This window comes from Syntrophales bacterium, from assembly GCA_023229765.1.
Classification (GTDB): Bacteria; Desulfobacterota; Syntrophia; order Syntrophales; family UBA5619; genus DYTH01.
Genome location: JALNYO010000001.1, coordinates 193,450 through 212,629, shown reverse-complemented (window position 1 = coordinate 212,629; position 19,180 = coordinate 193,450). Strand labels below are relative to the sequence as shown.

The window sequence follows — 19,180 nt, the reverse complement described above, 5'->3', positions numbered from 1 at the left end:
GTTATTGTAAAAATACATACAAATATTTATTATAATTAAAATAAATGTAGTTAAACTTTCGGAGATATATGAGAAAAATATTGGTGACAGGGGCGGCCGGCTTTATCGGTTTTCACCTTTCCCGGCGCCTCTTGGCAGAGGGAAATGCCGTATGCGGCCTTGACAATCTTAATCCTTATTACGACGTCACGCTGAAAGAGGCCCGCCTCAAAATAGTTGAACAGCGTGCTGCCTTTAACTTTGTCAGGGGCGAGCTTTCCGACCGGGCAACAATGGAAAAACTGTTCGCCGAAAACAGCTTCGACATTGTCGTCAATCTGGCCGCTCAGGCGGGGGTTCGCTACTCGCTGACCAATCCGCACTCCTACGTGGAAAGCAACCTCGTCGGTTTCATGAACATCCTCGAGGGGTGCCGTCATAGCCATGTAAAACACCTCCTTTTCGCCTCTTCGAGCTCCGTTTACGGCGCCAACACGCGAATGCCGTTTTCCGTTCACGACAACGTCGATCACCCGCTCAGCCTGTACGCGGCAACGAAGAAGGCCAACGAGCTGATGGCCCACACCTACGCTGCGCTTTACAAGCTCCCCTGCACGGGGCTGCGTTTCTTCACCGTTTACGGCCCCTGGGGCAGACCGGACATGGCCCTTTTCCTTTTTACCCGGGCGATCCTCGAAGACCGGCAGATCGATGTGTTCAACAATGGCAATATGAAGCGCGATTTCACCTACATAGACGACATAGTCGAGGGGCTGGTCCGGGTCATGGACAAAACCCCGGAATCGAATCCAGCCTGGAGCGGGGATAAGCCCGACCCATCGTCCAGTTTCGCCCCTTACCGGCTATACAACATCGGGAACAACAACCCGGTAAGACTGCTTGATTTTATTGAAACGCTGGAAAAACAGCTCGGAAAAACCGCCGTCCGTAATTATCTGCCTATGCAGCCAGGCGATGTGCCGGAGACCCGCGCCGATGTGGACGATTTGATGGCCGACGTCGGCTTCCGGCCGGCAACTCCGATTTCTGAAGGAATCAGACGTTTCGTAGCCTGGTATCGGGAATATTACGGATAGATGCTTTCCTCTATTTGCGGAGGGAAATATTACAGAAGGAGGGAATTAACGATGAAAAAGGCACTTATCACCGGGATAACCGGACAGGACGGCTCCTACTTGGCCGAGTTCCTGCTTTGCAAGGGCTACGAGGTTCATGGACTGATCCGCCGGGCGAGCACCTTTAACACGGGGCGGATCGACCACCTTTACCGCGATGCCCACGACCCTCAGGCAAGATTGTTTCTCCACTACGGCGATCTGTCCGTCTCCGGCCAACTTACTGACCTTCTGCACGATATCCAGCCTGACGAGATTTACAACCTCGGCGCACAAAGCCACGTTCGCGTCAGTTTTGACATGCCGGAATACACCGGCGACATAACCGGCCTGGGAACATTGCGCCTTCTGGAGGCTATCCGAAAAACTGCCATAAAAACAAGATTTTATCAGGCATCGTCCAGCGAGATGTTCGGCGCTGCGCCCCCTCCCCAGAGCGAGTTGACCCCCTTTCAGCCGCAGAGCCCCTACGCCGCGGCCAAGGTTTACTCCTATTATATCGTTCGCAATTACCGGAACGCCTACAAAATTTTTGCCAGCAACGGCATCCTCTTCAATCACGAATCCCCGCGCCGCGGCGAAACCTTCGTCACCAGGAAGATCACCATCGCGGCGGCAAGGATCAAGCTGGGGCTCCAGGAAAAACTCTTTCTCGGCAATCTTGAGGCAAAGCGCGACTGGGGATTCGCCGGTGATTATGTCGAGGCGATGTGGCTGATGATGCAGCAGGAAAACCCCGACGACTACGTTATCGCGACCGGAGAAACCCATTCAGTGCGGGAATTTGCAGAAAAGGTCTTCGCCAGGCTGGGGCTCGACTATCAGAAGTATGTCTCCATCGACCCCCGTTATTTCCGTCCCACAGAGGTGGATGTCTTGCTGGGGGAGCCGGGCAAGGCGGTCAAGGCGCTGGGCTGGAAGCCGAAGGTCGGCTTTGAGGCGCTGATCGATATCATGGTTGCGGCGGACATGGAGGCCGCCCAACGGGAAAAGACGCTTGTTGACGCCGGCTACTCCTGCGGCAATCATGGAGCTGTCTGAATGTTTAGGTAGATAGGCTGTAGGGTGAAGGCTGAAGCTGACAGCCGAGAGATTTCAAACAGGAGACAAAAGAACATGCACGAAAAGAGAATAACGGTAACCGGCGCCAACGGCTTCCTCGGAAAGCACCTGGTCCGCCTCTTGGCCGAGCGGGGCTATTTTAACATTCAGCAGGCCAATCGCCCCCAGTACGACCTGATTAGAATCGAAGACATAATCAGGCTTTATGAGGAACAAAAACCGGACATCGTCGTCCATCTGGCCGCAAAGGTCGGCGGCATCGGCTACAACCTCGAAAATCCCGGTTCGCTGTTTTATGAAAACATCATGATGGGGGTACCGCTGCTCCATCAGGGCTTCCTCCACAAGATAGAAAAATTCGTCGCGCTCGGCACAATCTGCGCCTACCCGAAGTTCACCCCGGTTCCCTTCCGGGAAGACGATATCTGGAACGGCTATCCGGAAGAGACCAACGCCCCCTATGGACTCGCCAAGAAGATGCTTCTCGTCCAGGCTGAGGCCTACCGCCGGCAGTACGGCTTCAACGCCATTTTCCTGCTCCCGGTAAATCTGTACGGCCCCGGCGACAACTTCGATCCGCACTCTTCGCACGTCATTCCCGCCCTGATCAAAAAATGCGTGGACGCAATCGCCGACGGAGCCGACGATATCGTCGTCTGGGGATCGGGCAAGGCGACCCGGGAATTCTTTTACGTTGAGGATGCCGCGGAGGCGATCCTGCTTGCCACGGAGCGCTACAACAAATCCGACCCGGTCAACATCGGCGCCGGTTTTGAGATATCGATAAAGGATCTGGTCGAACTGATAGTAGAGCTCACGGGCTTTACGGGACGTATCGCCTGGGACGAGTCCAAACCGGACGGCCAGCCCCGCCGCATGCTCGATACGAGCAGGGCCTACAGGGAATTCGGATTCCAGGCCAAAACCGGCTTCCGGGAAGGCCTGACAAAGACCATCGCCTGGTATCGGGAAATTCGTCAAGCGTTGGAAAGGTCTTGAAAAAAAACCGTTTCGGGGATAAGCGGCTGCGCCTTTCCGGTTGACTTTAAAAACAGGTTATGTTAGCGGGACGACGGTGGATAGAGAAACAAAAAGAGCCGCTTTTCGCTTGGCCTATGCGAGTAGCATCGGCATATCGATGGTCATTTCGATCTTCGGCGCCCTTTATTTCGGGATCTGGCTCGACAAAAAATTAGGAACGGCGCCCTGGCTGACCATGGTTTTTCTCTTGATGGGCGTAGCCGCCGGCTTCCGGAACATATACGTTATGATCAGACGCTCCTTAAACGACGAAAAGACGGATGATTCGGCAGGTAAAGGTAAGAGTGGAAGCGCAAAGAACAACACCTTTTCCAATAAAGATTGAACGCGCTGGCTGGCTGCTGCTGCTCCTGCTGATTGCGGGGAGCCTGCCGTTCCGGTCGTATCGCCTGACCTTGGGCATCGCCCTCGGCGGTATTATCAGCGTCATGAATTTTCGTATGCTTTATGGAAGCTTAAAAAACTTTCTGGTTGCGGATGTCAATCGTATCAAAGGGGCGGTCGTCCGTCGCTACTACATCCGGATGGCCATAACCGCCATTTTGCTGTTTTTGATTATCTCCGGCAATATCGCCGATGTAATCGGCCTTGTCATCGGCCTTTCGGTGATTGTTCTGGATATAACACTGACAACCGTACTGACCATTTTTCGAAAAAACACTTTTGAGGAGCTTTGAAGATGGAAACATTTCTGTTTTTCGAGAACCACTGGCTTGAGGAACACCACCTTGTCATTGTCTGCTACACCTGGTTTATCATGGCTATGCTTGCCGTCCTGTCCTGGCTGGCCACACGCCGTGTGACCATTATCCCCGGGAAACTGCAGAATTTTATGGAGGTGATCATCGAAACGATTGACGGCTTCCTGATCGACACGATGGGTCCTCAAGGACGCAGGTTTTTCCCGCTTGTGGCAACGCTCGGCATCTACATCCTCGTTTCCAACCTCATCGGCCTGATCCCCGGTTTTGAGTCTCCAACGTCAAGCGTCAACACGAACGCCTCAATGGCGCTTTCGGTATTCGCCATAACCCACATCGTCGGGGTCAGGGTGCATGGCGTAAAATACATAAAACAATTCATGGGCCCCATCTGGTGGCTGACGCCGCTGATCATGCCGATAGAGATCATCAGTCATATCGCCCGTCCGCTCTCCCTTTCCATTCGGCTTTTTGGCAATATCAAGGGGGAAGACATCGTGCTTGCCGTCATTCTCATGCTTACTCCACTTCTGGTGCCGCTGCCGGTTTTTGTGTTGATGATCTTCACCTCTTTCATCCAGACAGTGGTCTTTATGATCCTGACCATGATGTACATAGCCGGGGCGATGGAAGAGGCCCACTGATTAAGCGCAAGGGAGCTGCCTGTCGCCTCGCGCCTTGCGAAAGGCTAACATAAATAAAAGGTGTTTTTTGATAAACATAACTTAAAGGGGGCAATCCTGCCCCCTTTAATATTTTATTCGGCTTGCGCCGGCGCCGGTTTTTTTGCCCGGAGATACCGAAGAGCCGTATAGATGAGCAGCAGCGCAAAGACCACCCTGAGCGCCCCCTCCGGAAGACGGTGCGCAAAGTTGCCGCCCATGTATGCGCCGACAAGCACCCCGGCAATGAGTCCCGGAATGATTTCCGTTCTCGTATTTCCCATCTTCCAGTGGGTCCAGGCGCCGAGGGCGGAGGCCGGGATCATCGAAAGAAGCGATATCCCCTGGGCCGTAACCTGGCTGATGCCCACGAAAAGAACCATCATCGGCACCATGAAGGTTCCCCCCCCCACTCCCATCATCCCCGAGATGAATCCCGTCAGCAGACCAATTACCACAAGCAAACCCCAACGAATCCAGACCGGTGAAGAGTCATCGACAAGGTGGGGCAGATATGGCTTGGCAAAGAGCAGCACCGCGACAAACAGCAGCAACACACCGTAATACCTCTTCAATTTGTATTCCGGGAGCAAATTGCAGTACCTCGCCCCGAGGCGAACCGTCAAAAGAGCCAACCCGGCAAGCAGGATCGCAAAGGGAATGTTCACCGAGCCATGCAGGTAATAAATGATTGAAGCCGCAAGGGCCGTAAAAACAACGGCAACCAGACTGGTGCCATGGGCCTCATGCTGCCTGAATTTTAGAATCTCCGTCATCAGGGGAGTCATGACCACCCCCCCGCCGACACCGACGAGGCCGCCCATGAACCCAGCCACCAGCCCTACCAATAGACCCGCCATAAAAACTCCCCCTTAAGCTTTATCAACCCCTCAGCGGACCATCATAACTACAGCACAATCTACTTATCAAGAGGATTCACCTTTTTTGGCTCGCCGAGCGCTACTATATAAAAGATGCTGCGTCAACTCGAATTTAAGTGACAGCCAACCGCAATGTAGGTATAAACTATTAATTACAATGATGTTATCTTAATTATAAACATCGGGCTTTACAATCGGCGCTGCTTTTGTTATTTTCCGGTCATAAATGCACTCTCTTGATTTCGTTAAGGTCAATAATTTTAAGGACCTCCATTTGACAGGAAACGCAATTGCAGGATAGATCGAGCCAAGCGCCATGAGCAGGGGCATCCTAATAAAAATCTTTCTACTGATCATATTTATTTTACTTTGCATTTTCTTTTTTATTCACTTCGATCTGTATAATTTCTTCAAAGACCGCGAGCGAGTAACGGGATTCATAAACTCGTTCGGTCCGCTTTCGGTAGCCATTTTCATCGGGTTGCAGATTCTCCAGGTTCTGATTGCCCCGATCCCCGGCGAGCTCAGCGGTTTCATCGGGGGATATCTATACGGACCCTTCCTGGGGACGCTCTACTCGATCATCGGCCTGTCGATCGGCTCCCTGCTTGCCTTTTTCCTGGCCCGATGGTTGGGTCAGCCCTTCGTCGAGAAAATAATCAGTCCCGCCACGATCCAAAAATATGACTATTTTATTGAACATAAGGGAATACCGGTCATTTTCATCCTCTTTTTTATCCCCGGTTTTCCGAAAGATATCCTGTCGTACATAATCGGCCTCAGCAGGCTTAAGGCATCGACATTTATACTTATCTGCGCAACCGGCCGCCTTACCGGCACGATCCTGCTTTCATTAAGCGGCAGCTACGCGAGAAGCAACCATACCGGCGCGCTGGCAACAGTAATCGCAGTGGGAGTAGTTATTACCATTCTTGGCTCCTGGTATCATGAAAAAATTCTGTTTCTGTTGCGCGGAAAGAAAAAGTCATGACGTTACGCCATCACAAAGAAGGATGAAAATGCTAATCATGTTAAAGGAAAGCATATTAATCGTGGAGAAAAATCGTTAATACTTTAATTGCAGCATGGAAAAAGCCTGGCCTTTATACGGTCTTGATCATGTGGGGAGAGACATAGCCTTGGAACCAGTTTTAAGCGAGCTTGCAGTCATTTTTATCCTGATCATAATCAACGGCTTTTTTGCCGCCGCGGAGCTGGCGGTACTTTCCAGCAGAAGGAGTAAAATCTCCAGCATCGCCGCCACTGGGAACAAGAACGCCAAACTCGTAGAGCAGGTGCAGAAGGAGCCGCACAGCTTTCTTGCCACCATCCAGATCGGCGTTACCGTCGTCGGTTCACTCGCCTCTGCGCTGGGAGGTTCGGCGGCAATCCAGTATCTGCGGCCTCTGCTTCAATCCGTGCCGGTCCCTTTTATCAGCAATGCCGCAGAACCTCTCTCGATCGCAATAGTTGTGGTTTTAATTTCCTATCTTTTTCTGGTGTTCGGTGAATTGGCGCCCAAGACAATCGGTTTGCAGTATTCCGAAAAGATTGCCCTGAACGTCGTCCGGCCGATTCATTTCATCTCGCTTGCGGCGAATATAATTGTCCGTTTCCTGACCTTTTCCAACCGGACCGCCCTCCGGCTTTTGAGAATCAAGCCTAAAGACGGACAGGCCTTTGTAACCCGCGAGGAAGTGCAGCAGGTGCTGTCCGAGGGGAGTGAAACCGGCGCCCTTACCGAAACGGAACATACCTACATAGAAAACGTCTTCGAATTTTCCCACACCACTGTAAGAGAGGTCATGGTGCCGCGAACGCGTATCGTCGCCATCGACCGGGAGCTCCCCAGCGATGAGATTGTCCGCGTTGTCCACGAAAACATGTACTCCCGTTACCCTGTTTTCAAGGACGACATGGACCATGTGATCGGGTTTGTCCACACGAAAGACATCCTTATTGGCAACCTCTGCTCCGGCAAGGAAATTGACCTCGCAAAAATAATGCGGACCCCGCTTTTCGTCCCGGAAGGGAAAAAGGTGAGCAGCCTGCTGCGGGAGATGCAGAAAAAACGCATCCAGATGGCGCTGGTGGTTGATGAATACGGAATCATGAGCGGTCTGGTGACAACGGAGGATCTGCTCGAGGAACTCGTCGGGGAAATAGAGGACGAACATGACGTCGGCGAAACGCGGCGCGTCCAGAAGCTGCCCGACGGCAGCATGATGGTGGATGCGCTGCTTCCGGTAAACGAGATGGAGGAAAATCTAGGCATCGCCGTTGAAGAGGGTCTGCCCTTCGATACGCTGGCCGGGCTGATCCTGGATCGCTTCGGCAGATTCCCCCAGAAAGGCGAGCAGGTCGAATGGCGGGATTATATCCTGACCTGCGAAGAGGTCACCGAAACGGCCATCCTGAAGGTGAGAATCTCCCGCCGCGAGGAACCGCCAGAGGACTCCGTCGCCACTCCTGTTATCGAACAAAAAGAAAACAGCAACTAAAAACCTGACCCCACTATTTTGTTTTCATGATCCAGCCGCCGTCCCAGTCGTCGCCCGGCGGCTCCTCCCTGAAATGGATGCAGCGGTCGATATACATCCCGCAAAGATTCTCATCCGGATTCAGGCGGAGGGCATCGTTGAATCTGGAAATAGCGTTGTCCCACTCCCTCCGGCGGTAGAGGGCCAGGCCGTCCCGGAAGTGGTTGACCACCTCCATCAGGTGGGGGCTGGTCTCTTCGGTATGGTAGTCGAGTACCTCGAAGACTCCGACGCTGTTGGTCTTTCCCTTGACCTGCACACGATCCACTTCGCGGATCCGGTAGGTCCCCTTCAGACGCCGGACGGCGTTTTCGCTGATCAGGATGCTCGCACGGTACGTTTTGCAGAGACTCTCCAGGCGGGAGGCGAGGTTCACGCCATCGCCGATCAGTGTGTAGTCCATCCGTTTCGGCGAGCCGATGTTACCCGAAACGATCGTATCCGTGTTGAGGCCGATGCCCATCCCGACCGGCTTTTTCCCCTCGACCGCGCGCTGGCGGTTCCAGATGTGCAGCGCGCGGATCATGCTGATTGCCGCCCGTACGGCCCGGTCTTCATCATCTTCATGCGGGATCGGAACACCGAAGGCGGCCATGATCGCGTCCCCGATGAACTTATCCAGCATCCCTCCCTCTTTCTGGATGCAGTCCACCATGATCGTGAAGTATTCGTTCAGCAGCGAGACCGTCCCCTGCGCCCCCAACTCCTCGGTCAGCGTCGTGAAACCCCGGATGTCGGAGAAGAGAACCGTCGCCAGGGTGCTCTTGCCGCCCAGGATTTCCTCGCCGCCCTCGAGTATCTGATCGGTCAGCCCCGGATCCATGTAGCGGGACATGGTCGATTTCATCCGCTTTTCATTGGTGATGTCGTCGATGATGATCATCGAACCCAGCTTCTTCTTTTCGGTGTTGACCAGAGGCAGCAGCGTCAGGTTGACGGAGATCCGGGTTCCCGCAAATTCCGCCTCCGCGTCCATGATGACGTCCGGCTTCCCGTTTTCCTCGACATGCCGGATCTTTTCGATGATCCAGCCATTGGCGCCGGTGAAGAAATCGGTGGCCTTCCGCTTCAGGATCGCCTCGGATGTCATCTGGAGTATCCGGAGGCCGGCGGCGTTGCAGGTGACGATCTTCCCGTCTTCATTGAGTGTGATCACGCCGTTGGACATGCTCTCCAGCATGCTATCGCTGTAGTTTTTCATGTTCTGGACGTCGTCGAAGAGCTTGGCGTTCTCGAGCGAAATCGAGACCTGCGCGGTGAAAGCCTTCAACCGCGATTCGTCCTCCGTGGTGAAGGGGCCACTCCGCTTGTTCAGCACCTGGGTAACCCCGATGATCTTCCCGTCCTTGTTGATGACCGGAACGCAGAGGATGGAGCGGGTGAAGAATCCTGTTTTTTTATCGAAGGCGGGGTTGAAGCGCAGGTCGGCGTAGGCGTACGGGATGTTAACCGTCTCCCGCGAGGTGAAGACGGTCCCCGCAATCCCGAGGTGGTTCGGCAGACGGATCTCCGTCGCCGCCAGTCCCAGCCCAACCTTGGAGAAAAGTTCGTTCGTCTTCTCGTCGTTGAGGAAGAGGGTGGCCCGCTCGGCGTTCAGCATCCGCGTAGCCTCGGACATCACCTTCTGCAAAAGGGCGCCCAGATCGATCTCGGCGGTCACCTCGGAGACGACGTTGAAAAACTCCATCTCCTTCCGGCGGAATTGTTTCATCCGTTCGACAAACTGGGTACTCTGCAGCGCGATGGCGGCCTGCGTGGTCATCGCTTCCAGCAGTTTCTGATCGGCCTTCGTGAAAAGGCCTTTCTTCTTGTTCAGGGCCTGGGCAACGCCTATGATCTCCCCCTTGATCGTCCGGATCGGGACGCAGAGGATCATTTTTGTTGCATAGCCGGTCTGTTCATCGATGGAGCGATTGAAGTGTGGGTCCCCGTGGGCATCGTGCACGATGACCCCTTCTCCGCTGGTAAAGACGTGACCGGCGACGCCGGTGTCGTTCAGGATGCGGATCTCGCGCTGGAAATTGCCCTGGGCGACGCGGGAGTAAAGTTCGCCCGTTTCGCTGTCGTTGAGAAAGATGGTGCCCCGGTCGGCCTTGAGCTCCCGGGTTGTAATCTCAACCAGCGAAGTCAGGATCTCATCCAGCGTCTCAAACGCGGCGATCGTCTTGGAGATGTCGAGCAGAAGCTCCGCTTCGCCGCTCTTCCGGCGCTGCTCCGGCCCCGGGGCCTGTTTTTTCTGGGGGTTATCTATTTTCATGGCCCTCCACGCAATAGGGGGATAGCGCCCCTATGGTTTCTTCGTCTCCAATTTCTCCCGAAGCGTCCTGATCATCCCCTGAAGCTGCTTAGTCTCGTCGCGGGCGGCCTGTTCAATGGCTGAACATCGCTCTTCGGATTCGATCTTCCGGCGCTCCAATTCGTCCCGCAGGGCGCAGATCATGCTCTTGAGCTGACCGATTTCCTCGTTGGCCGCCGCCAAGGCGCGTTGAAGCCGCTCCTGCTCATCGATCCGGATCTTCTCCATCTGTTCGCGCAGCGCACCAACCATCTCCTTCAGATGCCGGGTTTCCGCCTGCAGGCCGAGTTCATTCTGCTCCGAGGTTACCATGAAGCCTTTTTCACCTTTTTTATTCGGGGGACATAATGCCTATTTCCAAGCTGCTTTTCGCGGGCCTCCCCGGTTTCCCTCGCTTAAGAGTACGCCCAGTCATGAGGCACCAGGAGAGAATTTCTACACCGTAACGCTCTGTCTATTCTTTAACATACTGCAAATAGATATGCCGGTCCGCACCACTTTGGAAAATATCCATAGAACGGACGCCGCGTTGGGTGATATGGTGAGGATAACCGACAGTTATAATTCTCGAAATGCGAACCATGCTGGAAAGTTTAGCAGTTTAGAAGGGCTATGTCAATGGTATTATGTCCCCGGAATATCACAGAAAAGTAAGATAAAGCCCTGCAAGAATAAGTCCGGTCAGGAAAATCAGCAGGGATGGCCCCGCCAGGTAACGGTAAACGCCCGACATCCGGGTGCCGAAGTATTCGCAGGTAACGGCAAAACAGACATGCAGCGGAGAAAGCATCATCCCGATATAACCGCTGGAATAAGCCAGCACAATGGCTGAGGCAACTACTCCCGGGGCGGGTGCGGCGCCGATAATGGCAAAAACGATGGGAAAACTCGCCCCCACAAAGCCAAAGGCGACCCCGGTGACCAATCCGGAAATGAACGGCACCATAATAATAATTAAAAAAACGGGAATGCCCGCCCGGACAAACTCGTCACGCATGCCGGCAACGATGCTGCTGCCGGCTTGATCCAGCGGACATCTCAAAACAATGGAAAAAACCTGCACACTTATTATCAAAAGCACCATCAGCCACAAATTGCGCCGTTTGAAGATGCCGATTGATTGCCGAAATGCGAGGCTGTTGCCTCTCAGGGAGGCGGTTATTGCCAGAATAATCCCGGCAAGCATCGCCAGCAGGGACGCAACTGTTTTTGAAACCCCGTTGGCGGAAAGAACGGACGATCCCAGAATTGTCGTCAGAACCAGCAGGGAAATTGGGCCAAGGGCGGAAAAGATATCTTCCTTTTTGCTGTGCAACGATGATTTAACAACTGACTCTTTTGCGGGCAGTTTCCGGAGAAGGAAAAAATATCCCCCCACCAGCGTAACTATCGTAAAGGGAAACTGCAGCAGCATGTATTTCGTGAAAGAAAGTCCCGAGAATTTCACCGCCAGAATAGTGCCAGGATACATCGGCCACCAGTATTCCCAGATATGGCGAAACCAGTAATTAATGGCAGCTTTTTCCGGAGCCGCAAGTTCACTGTTGTCATCCACTGCCGCCACGAGAGGGGCGGAAAAAAGGGCGCCGCCGGGCATCGGCAGCATGCCGATCAGGGCGGGCAGCCCGGCCAAAAGCGTTTTTCTGTTTTTAAACATCGCCTGCAGGGCGCTCATCGTCCGTTCCATGCGGCCGGTCTTTCCGAGAACTTCAACCAGCAAGAGCAAAAGGACGATAACCACAGGCAGCAGGTAATTCCCTGGCAGGACAAAGTTGTCCAACTGGAAATAAAGACCGGCCATCCCCGCGCCTGACCAGAGGGAAAGAACTATCGAAGACAACAAAATGCTAAACCCGAGCGCAAAGCCGAACCTGTTTAACAGCAATATCCCCAAAAATGATACGCCCACCTTCAGCCATGCCGGCAAAACCAGAAGCCATTCCCCCATATCTACCCCGTAAAGATCCTTATCATTAACCTCGCAGGCGCGGATCAAGCTCGTCGCGAATCCCTTCCCCCAGCAGATTGTAACCCAAAACGGTGATCAGAATCGCCAGCCCCGGAAAAAGGGAAAGCCACCAGGCGATGTCGATATTGTCCTTCCCTGCGGTCAGAATGTTTCCCCAGCTCGGGGTCGGCGGCTGCACCCCGATTCCCAGAAAGCTCAGCGCCGATTCGGTGAGAATCGCCCCCGCTATCCCCAAGGTCGCCGTCACGATCACCGAGGCCATCGCGTTCGGCAGGATGTGCAGGAAAATAATCCGCAGATCGCCCGCGCCTATAACCCGGGCAGCCTGCACAAAATCCCGTTCTTTCAGCGAGATGAAATCGGCTCGAACGAGCCTGGTTACCCCCATCCAGCCGGTCAGTCCGATGACGATCATGATGTTCCAGATCGACGGCTCCAGAAAGGCGATCACGGCCAGAATCAGAAAAAAAGTCGGAAAGCAGAGCATGATATCAACAAACCGCATGATAACGGCATCAACCCAGCGGCCGTAATATCCGGCAAGCGCCCCGAGAATTGTCCCGATGAGGATGGCGATCCCCGTCGCCACAAAGCCGACCTTCAGAGAAATCCCCGCCCCATGGATCATCCGGGAAAAAACGTCCCTGCCGAGCTGATCGGTGCCGAAGGGGTGACCGATTGAAGGCGGCGCCAGCACATCTCTCAGGTCGATCGCATTCGGATCGCAGGTGGCGATCCACGGCGCCAGTAGGGACACTATAAACAAAAAGACAACTATGAGCCCCCCCGCCATGGCCATCCTGTTTTTACGGAATCTCTTCCAGAAATCATTCCCCATCAGCTTGCCTCACGATACCCGGATTCTGGGGTCGGCAAGCGCGTAGGAGACGTCGGCAAGCAGATTCCCCAGAAGCGTAAGCGCGGCGCCGATGAAAAGAATCCCCATCACCACCGGGTAATCTCTTGCCATAACCGCCATATAAAAAAGCTGTCCCATGCCGGGAATCGCAAAGACCGTCTCAAAAATAACACTCCCCCCGATCAGCCCCGGCACCGAGAGGCCGAGAATCGTAATCACCGGCAGCAGCGCATTTCGGAGGGCATGCCGGTAGATGACATTTCTTTCCGAAAGCCCCTTCGCCCGGGCCGTCAGAATATAGTCCTGCCGTATCACCTCCAGCATATTCGCCCGCATGTAGCGCGAAAGACCGGCCAGCCCCCCGAAGGCGGAAAGTAAAACCGGCATAATCAGATGTTTCACAAAATCCCAGAGCGCCATCCCCGGCGGGAGGTATTCGTAATTCAGCGACCGTATTCCGGAAATCGGCAGCCAGCCGAGGTGGATGCCGAAAAGGATCATCAAAAGCAGCGCCAGCCAGAAGGTAGGCACGGCAAAGCCGATAAAGACAAAAACCCCGGAAATTCTGTCGAATAGCGAATCCTTATGCAGCGCCGACAAGACCCCCAGCGGAATCGCCACGATCATGATCAGGGACAGCGAAAGCACGTTCAGGAGAATCGTAATCGGCAGCCGTTCTTTTATCTTGTCGGAAACCGGCCGGCGATCCGTTGAAAAAGAGGTCCCCAAATCGAAGACGGCAATCTTTTTCAGCCAAAGGAAATACTGAACCGGAAGCGGTTTATCGAGATCGTACAGCGCCTTCAGCCGCTGCTTCATCTCAACCGAGGCGCGCGGGTTCATCTGCGTCTGCAAATCGGTAGGAGACCCGGGCGCAAGATGCATCACGGCAAAGCAGATAATGGTAATCCCCAATAAAAGCGGGATCATGAAGATCAGGCGTTTGGCAACATAGCGCAGCATTATTTTCTGCTTTCCCTCTCGTTTTCTCCGGCATTCCAGGTGCGCGGACATTCTCCTATCGGCATTTTTCTCTGGCCGCCGGCGGAAGTTGCCCTTTACCATAGCGCGCCTGTTTTAACAACCGGCAGGCAAGCCAAAATCCGCCCCGTCCCCGCCCCGAAGTCACACCCATAAAAACAAAAGAGGCCACTGTAAACCAGCAACCTCTTGATATTATTGGTCGGGGCGGTGTGATTTGAACACACGACATCCTGCTCCCAAAGCAAAAAAGGACGTTTTTCACCCTTCATCAAACCGCTTCATGCCTATTCAAAAACCCTTGACACTACAATTAAAAGTGTCTATATTCCTTTGCAAGACATTGCATCATTTTTCACCCTTAACAAGGCATTTCTTGTAGCCAATCTTGTAGCCAGGAAATGCACTCTTCCAAAAGCTTCGAGAGGTTATATCATGGGTCTCACAGATCTGCAAATCAAAAAATTGAAACCGATGGAGAAGCGCTACGAAGTAACAGACGCAAAGGGATTATCAATCAGGATCAAGCCTACCGGCGGCAAATCGTGGTTTTTTCGCTACATGTTCGAGGGGGCACCCCGTATAATGACGCTGGGCGAATATCCCGGTATCCCGTTGGAGGAGGCACGGAAGCGCCACAATCAGGCAATAATGGATGTGCAGCAAGGCATTGATCCGGGAAAGAAGGCAATAGAAGCAAAAGCCAAGCGGAAGGCGGCACCGACCGTTCAAGACCTTCTTGACGAATTTTGGGAAGAAGAGCTGGGCAAGACCCCGTCAGGCAACGAGCGGAAACGACTTGTCGATAAGGACGCAATCCCAACATGGAAAAAACGCAAGGTTTCATCAATAACCCGCCGGGATGCGGTCCTGCTTCTTGATAAGGTTCGAAAGCGAGCTCCTATTACTGCAAACCGCTTACAAGGGGTCTTGATCCGCATGTTCAATTTTGCGAGCGAGAGGGGCATTATCGACTTCTCCCCTCTTGCCGGGATGCGACGGGGAAAAGAAAACAGCCGTTCGAGAGTTCTTACAGATGCAGAAATTAAGGCTCTCTGGAATTGTCTTGAACTGGAACAGACCGACATCGACATTTATCGACTGACCAAACTGGCACTCAAGGCGATCCTGCTAACGGGCCAGAGGCCGGGAGAGGTCGCCGGGATGAGCTGGAACGAAATCGAAGGCGATTGGTGGATTATCCCTGCTGATCGATCCAAGACCCGCGAGGAAAATCGGGTCCCGATAACCCCGATGCTCGCGGAGATCATCGAACAGGCGCGACCATATAGCACCGGGAGCAGGTTCGTCTTTGTGTCTCCACGGTCGCCGCTTTACCAACACAAGAAACCGGACATTGCCAAACCAAAGGAATCCGACATCCCTATTAGCGTCGGCACGATGGCCAATGCGATCCGACGACACAGTGCGGAAATGGGAATCAATGAACGATTCACCCCCCACGACTTACGCAGGACGCTACGAACCCGGCTGGCAGAGATAGGCATATCGGATATCGTTGCCGAGCGCGTCCTGGGACACAAGCTTCAAGGCGTCCTGGGGATCTATAACCGCCACAGTTACGATGCAGAGAAGCGTCAAGCGCTTGCCCTATGGGAACGGCGATTGAGTGAAATCCTGGGCCTTTCTGAATCTGTTTCAAACGTCATTCAATTAAACGAGGTGCGTCATGGATAAAGATATTAAGACGGAAATAGAAGAAACAGAATTTCTTACGGAGATGGAATTAAAAGAAATGCAAAAGGAACTCTTAGAAATTCCTGGTTATTATGATTGTTACCCTTTCACACATCGACAGGCATACGATATTAAGGATTTATTGCTATTAAATAAATTTGAGCCCGCACAAGTCATGCGGTTTATTGTTGAACTTCGTGACTGTTGCGAAGGCGCAGCCTGTTTGCTTGACCAACCGGATTACAGAACCTATAAAAATGATAGAAAATCCATGGTCACTCTTTTGGAAAAGAGCTATGCCCTGCTAAATGAGATAAATGAAGGCCGATTAATTCGCCAACTTTCCAGCTTTTCCGCATTTGACGTGCACAATCCAGAATACGGAGAATGCCAAGAATTAGCTGTTACCGCAGGGAATCTGTTGAGTATATTGATAAAAAAAATCAAGCGTCTTGATGATTCAATGGGGCAGCGTTTCAAGGGAAGGCCAACTGCTGATAGTAAAGGTATTGTAGCGGAAATAGCGAAGACATGGGAACGATGTTTTTATAAAAAACCGACTAAATATCTTGAGGGCCTTTTCGTGGACGTGGTGAAAATTGCACTTGAGGGCCTTAATCTTAAATACGAATACCCGAAAAGAAAAATCCACGCAGCCTTAAAAAAAGAGGTCACGAAATTGGAATAATTATTTCCCTTTCGTGACTTACGCATTCCATTTCACTACATTATATTGCCAATCAAGGAAACTTGACTGGCATTTTTTTTGAGGTGAAAGGCATGGAAACGCGAATTATCAGAAAACCGGAACTTTTCAGTAAACTCAGCCTGAGCGACGCGACTATATGGCGGATGGAAAAGGCAGATAAATTCCCCCGGCGAATCAGCCTGGGCGGAAATTCCGTTGGATGGTTCGTCAATGAGGTTGATGAATGGTTAGCAAAGAAAGCAGTCGACAGAACAGAAAACCGGGTGCGGGCCATTGGAAGGAAAAGCCGATGACCTCCCCTCCCCTCGCCGAACAATATAATGCTGAACGCGGCATCCTCTGTGTGTCTAAAATTCCGGCATTGGTTCACCTGGGGTTTCAGCGGGGAATGCCTATTCAAGACCTCTATGAAGATGTACGGGAACAATGTCACTCGCTAAATTTCAAGATCACGGACGATGAGTTGTTAAATATCATCCATTCAACTTACGCAAACCCTATCCCACCCGAACCGGGACCACTTGACGATCCTCTGCCGGATACCCCAAAGCATCAACAGGAAAAGGTTGTGGACGCTGTGCCACAGGCTATTGAATCCGATACCAGCAACAAAGGTATTATTGAGTCACTGAATAAAAAGCACGCCGTCATCATGCTTGCCGGGAAGTGCCTTATCTTGAATCACGTCATTGACCCGACGACGAATCGGCCAGATGTCGATTTTTCCACCATTCAGGACATTAAAAACCGATACCAAAATCGAAAGGTACTGGTCGAAGACGGAGACCGGAAGCGAAAAATGACTATTGCGGAATACTGGTTGAACCATCCTAACAGGAAGGAATACAGCCGTATCGTCTTCGACCCTTCAGGAAATGAGAAGGATGGTGTTTACAACCTCTGGCAGGGATTTGCTCTTAAGCCTGTCAAGGGACAATGGCGACGTATGGAGCGCCACCTCCTGGAGATCATCTGTAGCAACGACAGGGAGGTATTCAATTACCTTATGGCATGGCTGGCGCGGTTAGTTCAAGACCCTGGAGGCAAGAGGCCAGGGGTAGTTCCTGTATTGCGAGGGAAGCAGGGAACAGGAAAAGGAATATTTGTCAATAACTTTGGAAAGATTTTCGGGCAGCACTTTAAGCACATAATTAGCCATACCCTGCTTTCCGGACGATTCAACAGCCATTTTAAGGATGCACTTTTTGTATTCATTGATGAGGCGTTTTGGGGTGGCAATAAGGAGGCTGAAGGCGCGTTAAAAGGCATGATAACTGAAGATTTTATAATGGTTGAACCAAAAGGGAAAGAGGCTTTCAGAATTAAGAATCATTGTAATTTTATCTTCGCCTCAAACAACGCCTGGGTTGTACCGGCAGACACCGAAGAGCGGAGAATGTTTGTTTTGGATGTCTCTGATGTCCACATGGATGATGCTGCTTATTTCGGGGATATAGTCGATGAGATGGAGAATGGCGGTAGGGAGGCGATGCTGTACGACCTCCTGCACCATGACATCACAGGTATTGACCTTAGAGCATTCCCGCGACGAGAGGCGCTACTTGACCAGATTATTCAGACATGGCCGTCAGAAAAGCAATTTTGGTTTGAGGCATTACGGGCCGGGTGTTTTGACCATGGATCTTTCGATACTTCATGGCCTACTGCTATTGAATGCAACGCACTGTATGAACTCTATTTGAAATTTTCGACAGCCATGGGCGACCGTTTTAAATCTACCGATCGAGTATTCGGAAAGAAGTTCAGGGAGCTATGTCCCACAGTCCAGAGGAAACAGAAAGGTGATGGGAAGTGGTATTATTTTCTTCCCTCCTTGTCTGATTGCCGAAGCGCACTTGAAACTCTGCTCAAAATGGAAAAAGCAATTGATTGGGATGAAGAGGTATAACTATGAATAAGCGTGTAATATCAAGATGTTTCGATAATATAACCGACATAACTATGGAGGATGCCGTGATGGTTATTGATAACTTATTGAATATATTGACGATAACCATCATCACTATGAAAACGGCACTTTTTCAACTTTGCTACAAAATACACAGAGCAACTATACAGGCTTATTTATATACTAATATTAATATTGATAGTTATGATAGTTATGATGGTTATATGATTATAAATACAACCACTTAGCCATAACCATGAAGAAAATGTTGATGGTTATTAACGGTTATAAAAAGGAGGAAAGTAAAATGGAAACGCAAGAAAAAATCGAAATCGCCGGGACTGTTTCAAAGATAGCCGGAGTTATGCAGAACATATCCGCATGGTTGCCATTTCCGTTATTCACTAAGACATGGCGGAACTACCCCGAAATTTTTACTGAAAGAATGCGTGATGATATACGAACACGCTCCCGACGCGCTGGCGTTCAAAATGCCGAAGAATTTCAGGCGGCGGCGTATCTCGGTATTAAACACGGCTTGCTTGAAAGTGAATATTCTTACGCGACCATAGGCGGCATTGGGTGTGAAGTCTTGATGCTACCCGATGATTATTTTGACAGGGTGGCGCACTTTGTTGTCGGTTCAAAAAAAGTCAAGGTGCTCTCCGCCGATCAGGTTAACAAGGAACAGCGGGAACGATTTCAGGGTGAACTGAATTTTAGTGATGGAGGTGAGCGATGAGGGCAACGGAAAACG

At 51.9% G+C, this 19,180-nt stretch carries 18 protein-coding genes and 1 tRNA gene; 12 read left to right on the top strand and 7 right to left on the bottom strand.

Translation table 11 applies throughout. The features are described from left to right. Positions 1–68 precede the first annotated feature (68 nt). The 6 genes from M0P74_01080 (at position 69) to atpB (ending at position 4,563) form a co-directional block, all read left to right on the top strand. Positions 69–1,076 (top strand): NAD-dependent epimerase, encoded by a 1,008-nt coding sequence (locus M0P74_01080; GenBank protein ID MCK9362188.1) that lies wholly within the window; start codon positions 69–71, stop codon positions 1,074–1,076. Positions 1,077–1,127: 51 nt separating this feature from the next. Continuing rightward, positions 1,128–2,156, top strand: a complete 1,029-nt coding sequence (gene gmd / locus M0P74_01075) for a GDP-mannose 4,6-dehydratase (GenBank protein ID MCK9362187.1) — start codon at positions 1,128–1,130, stop codon at positions 2,154–2,156. Between the two features lie 75 nt (positions 2,157–2,231). Further along, complete coding sequence (locus M0P74_01070; GenBank protein MCK9362186.1) at positions 2,232–3,176, top strand: GDP-L-fucose synthase; 945 nt, start codon at positions 2,232–2,234, stop codon at positions 3,174–3,176. A gap of 76 nt (positions 3,177–3,252) precedes the next feature. After that, a complete protein-coding gene (locus tag M0P74_01065) occupies positions 3,253–3,543 on the top strand; it encodes an AtpZ/AtpI family protein (protein ID MCK9362185.1) in 291 nt (96 codons plus the stop codon). Then, entirely contained in the window at positions 3,479–3,895 is a 417-nt protein-coding gene (locus M0P74_01060; protein MCK9362184.1) for an ATP synthase subunit I, read from the top strand. The genes M0P74_01065 and M0P74_01060 overlap by 65 nt, the downstream gene beginning before the upstream one ends. A 2-nt stretch (positions 3,896–3,897) precedes the next feature. After that, the gene (gene atpB / locus M0P74_01055; GenBank protein MCK9362183.1) at positions 3,898–4,563 is read left to right on the top strand and encodes a F0F1 ATP synthase subunit A; all 666 of its coding nucleotides are present in this window, start codon (positions 3,898–3,900) and stop codon (positions 4,561–4,563) included. A gap of 113 nt (positions 4,564–4,676) precedes the next feature. On the opposite strand, the gene M0P74_01050 is transcribed toward atpB, so the two are convergent. Then, the gene (locus tag M0P74_01050; protein MCK9362182.1) at positions 4,677–5,441 is read right to left on the bottom strand and encodes a sulfite exporter TauE/SafE family protein; all 765 of its coding nucleotides are present in this window, start codon (positions 5,439–5,441) and stop codon (positions 4,677–4,679) included. A 337-nt stretch (positions 5,442–5,778) separates the two neighbouring features. Here M0P74_01050 and M0P74_01045 point away from each other — a divergent pair, with 337 nt between their 5' ends. Together M0P74_01045 and M0P74_01040 are read left to right on the top strand one after the other, a co-directional pair. Then, complete coding sequence (locus tag M0P74_01045) at positions 5,779–6,453, top strand: TVP38/TMEM64 family protein (GenBank protein ID MCK9362181.1); 675 nt, start codon at positions 5,779–5,781, stop codon at positions 6,451–6,453. Positions 6,454–6,601: 148 nt separating this feature from the next. Continuing rightward, on the top strand, positions 6,602–7,963 hold the full coding sequence (locus M0P74_01040; protein MCK9362180.1) for a hemolysin family protein: 1,362 nt from the start codon (positions 6,602–6,604) through the stop codon (positions 7,961–7,963). A gap of 13 nt (positions 7,964–7,976) precedes the next feature. On the opposite strand, the gene M0P74_01035 is transcribed toward M0P74_01040, so the two are convergent. From M0P74_01035 to M0P74_01010, 6 genes are all read right to left on the bottom strand, one after another. Further along, entirely contained in the window at positions 7,977–10,259 is a 2,283-nt protein-coding gene (locus M0P74_01035) for a GAF domain-containing protein (GenBank protein MCK9362179.1), read from the bottom strand. 30 nt (positions 10,260–10,289) lie between these two features. Then, positions 10,290–10,610, bottom strand: coding sequence for a hypothetical protein (locus tag M0P74_01030; GenBank protein MCK9362178.1), 321 nt, complete (start codon positions 10,608–10,610; stop codon positions 10,290–10,292). Positions 10,611–10,938: 328 nt separating this feature from the next. Next, positions 10,939–12,294, bottom strand: a complete 1,356-nt coding sequence (locus M0P74_01025; protein ID MCK9362177.1) for a DUF401 family protein — start codon at positions 12,292–12,294, stop codon at positions 10,939–10,941. Further along, on the bottom strand, positions 12,272–13,105 hold the full coding sequence (locus M0P74_01020) for an ABC transporter permease (GenBank protein ID MCK9362176.1): 834 nt from the start codon (positions 13,103–13,105) through the stop codon (positions 12,272–12,274). The genes M0P74_01025 and M0P74_01020 overlap by 23 nt, the downstream gene beginning before the upstream one ends. A 9-nt stretch (positions 13,106–13,114) precedes the next feature. Then, positions 13,115–14,089 (bottom strand): ABC transporter permease, encoded by a 975-nt coding sequence (locus M0P74_01015; GenBank protein ID MCK9362175.1) that lies wholly within the window; start codon positions 14,087–14,089, stop codon positions 13,115–13,117. Positions 14,090–14,306: 217 nt separating this feature from the next. Then, positions 14,307–14,386, bottom strand: a tRNA-Pro gene (locus M0P74_01010). Between the two features lie 156 nt (positions 14,387–14,542). Between M0P74_01010 and M0P74_01005 the strand changes: the two genes are divergently transcribed. From M0P74_01005 to M0P74_00990, 4 genes are all read left to right on the top strand, one after another. Further along, a complete protein-coding gene (locus tag M0P74_01005) occupies positions 14,543–15,805 on the top strand; it encodes a tyrosine-type recombinase/integrase (GenBank protein ID MCK9362174.1) in 1,263 nt (420 codons plus the stop codon). After that, positions 15,798–16,493: a hypothetical protein gene (locus tag M0P74_01000; GenBank protein ID MCK9362173.1), complete on the top strand. Its 696-nt coding sequence runs from the start codon at positions 15,798–15,800 to the stop codon at positions 16,491–16,493. The genes M0P74_01005 and M0P74_01000 overlap by 8 nt, the downstream gene beginning before the upstream one ends. Before the next feature lie 244 nt (positions 16,494–16,737). After that, positions 16,738–18,423 (top strand): DUF5906 domain-containing protein, encoded by a 1,686-nt coding sequence (locus M0P74_00995; protein ID MCK9362172.1) that lies wholly within the window; start codon positions 16,738–16,740, stop codon positions 18,421–18,423. Positions 18,424–18,730: 307 nt separating this feature from the next. Beyond that, positions 18,731–19,165, top strand: coding sequence for a hypothetical protein (locus M0P74_00990; protein MCK9362171.1), 435 nt, complete (start codon positions 18,731–18,733; stop codon positions 19,163–19,165). The last annotated feature ends 15 nt before the right edge of the window (positions 19,166–19,180 follow it).

Excerpts from the sequence above, each read along its gene's own strand:
- M0P74_01080 (MCK9362188.1), top strand. The coding sequence starts at position 69 with ATGAGAAAAATATTGGTGACAGGGGCGGCCGGCTTTATCGGTTTTCAC.
- gmd (MCK9362187.1), top strand. The coding sequence starts at position 1,128 with ATGAAAAAGGCACTTATCACCGGGATAACCGGACAGGACGGCTCCTAC.
- M0P74_01070 (MCK9362186.1), top strand. The coding sequence starts at position 2,232 with ATGCACGAAAAGAGAATAACGGTAACCGGCGCCAACGGCTTCCTCGGA.
- M0P74_01060 (MCK9362184.1), top strand. The coding sequence starts at position 3,479 with ATGATTCGGCAGGTAAAGGTAAGAGTGGAAGCGCAAAGAACAACACCT.
- atpB (MCK9362183.1), top strand. The coding sequence starts at position 3,898 with ATGGAAACATTTCTGTTTTTCGAGAACCACTGGCTTGAGGAACACCAC.
- M0P74_01050 (MCK9362182.1), bottom strand. The coding sequence starts at position 5,441 with ATGGCGGGTCTATTGGTAGGGCTGGTGGCTGGGTTCATGGGCGGCCTC.
- M0P74_01045 (MCK9362181.1), top strand. The coding sequence starts at position 5,779 with ATGAGCAGGGGCATCCTAATAAAAATCTTTCTACTGATCATATTTATT.
- M0P74_01035 (MCK9362179.1), bottom strand. The coding sequence starts at position 10,259 with ATGAAAATAGATAACCCCCAGAAAAAACAGGCCCCGGGGCCGGAGCAG.
- M0P74_01030 (MCK9362178.1), bottom strand. The coding sequence starts at position 10,610 with ATGGTAACCTCGGAGCAGAATGAACTCGGCCTGCAGGCGGAAACCCGG.
- M0P74_01020 (MCK9362176.1), bottom strand. The coding sequence starts at position 13,105 with ATGGGGAATGATTTCTGGAAGAGATTCCGTAAAAACAGGATGGCCATG.
- M0P74_01015 (MCK9362175.1), bottom strand. The coding sequence starts at position 14,089 with ATGCTGCGCTATGTTGCCAAACGCCTGATCTTCATGATCCCGCTTTTA.
- M0P74_01005 (MCK9362174.1), top strand. The coding sequence starts at position 14,543 with ATGGGTCTCACAGATCTGCAAATCAAAAAATTGAAACCGATGGAGAAG.
- M0P74_01000 (MCK9362173.1), top strand. The coding sequence starts at position 15,798 with ATGGATAAAGATATTAAGACGGAAATAGAAGAAACAGAATTTCTTACG.
- M0P74_00995 (MCK9362172.1), top strand. The coding sequence starts at position 16,738 with ATGGTTAGCAAAGAAAGCAGTCGACAGAACAGAAAACCGGGTGCGGGC.
- M0P74_00990 (MCK9362171.1), top strand. The coding sequence starts at position 18,731 with ATGGAAACGCAAGAAAAAATCGAAATCGCCGGGACTGTTTCAAAGATA.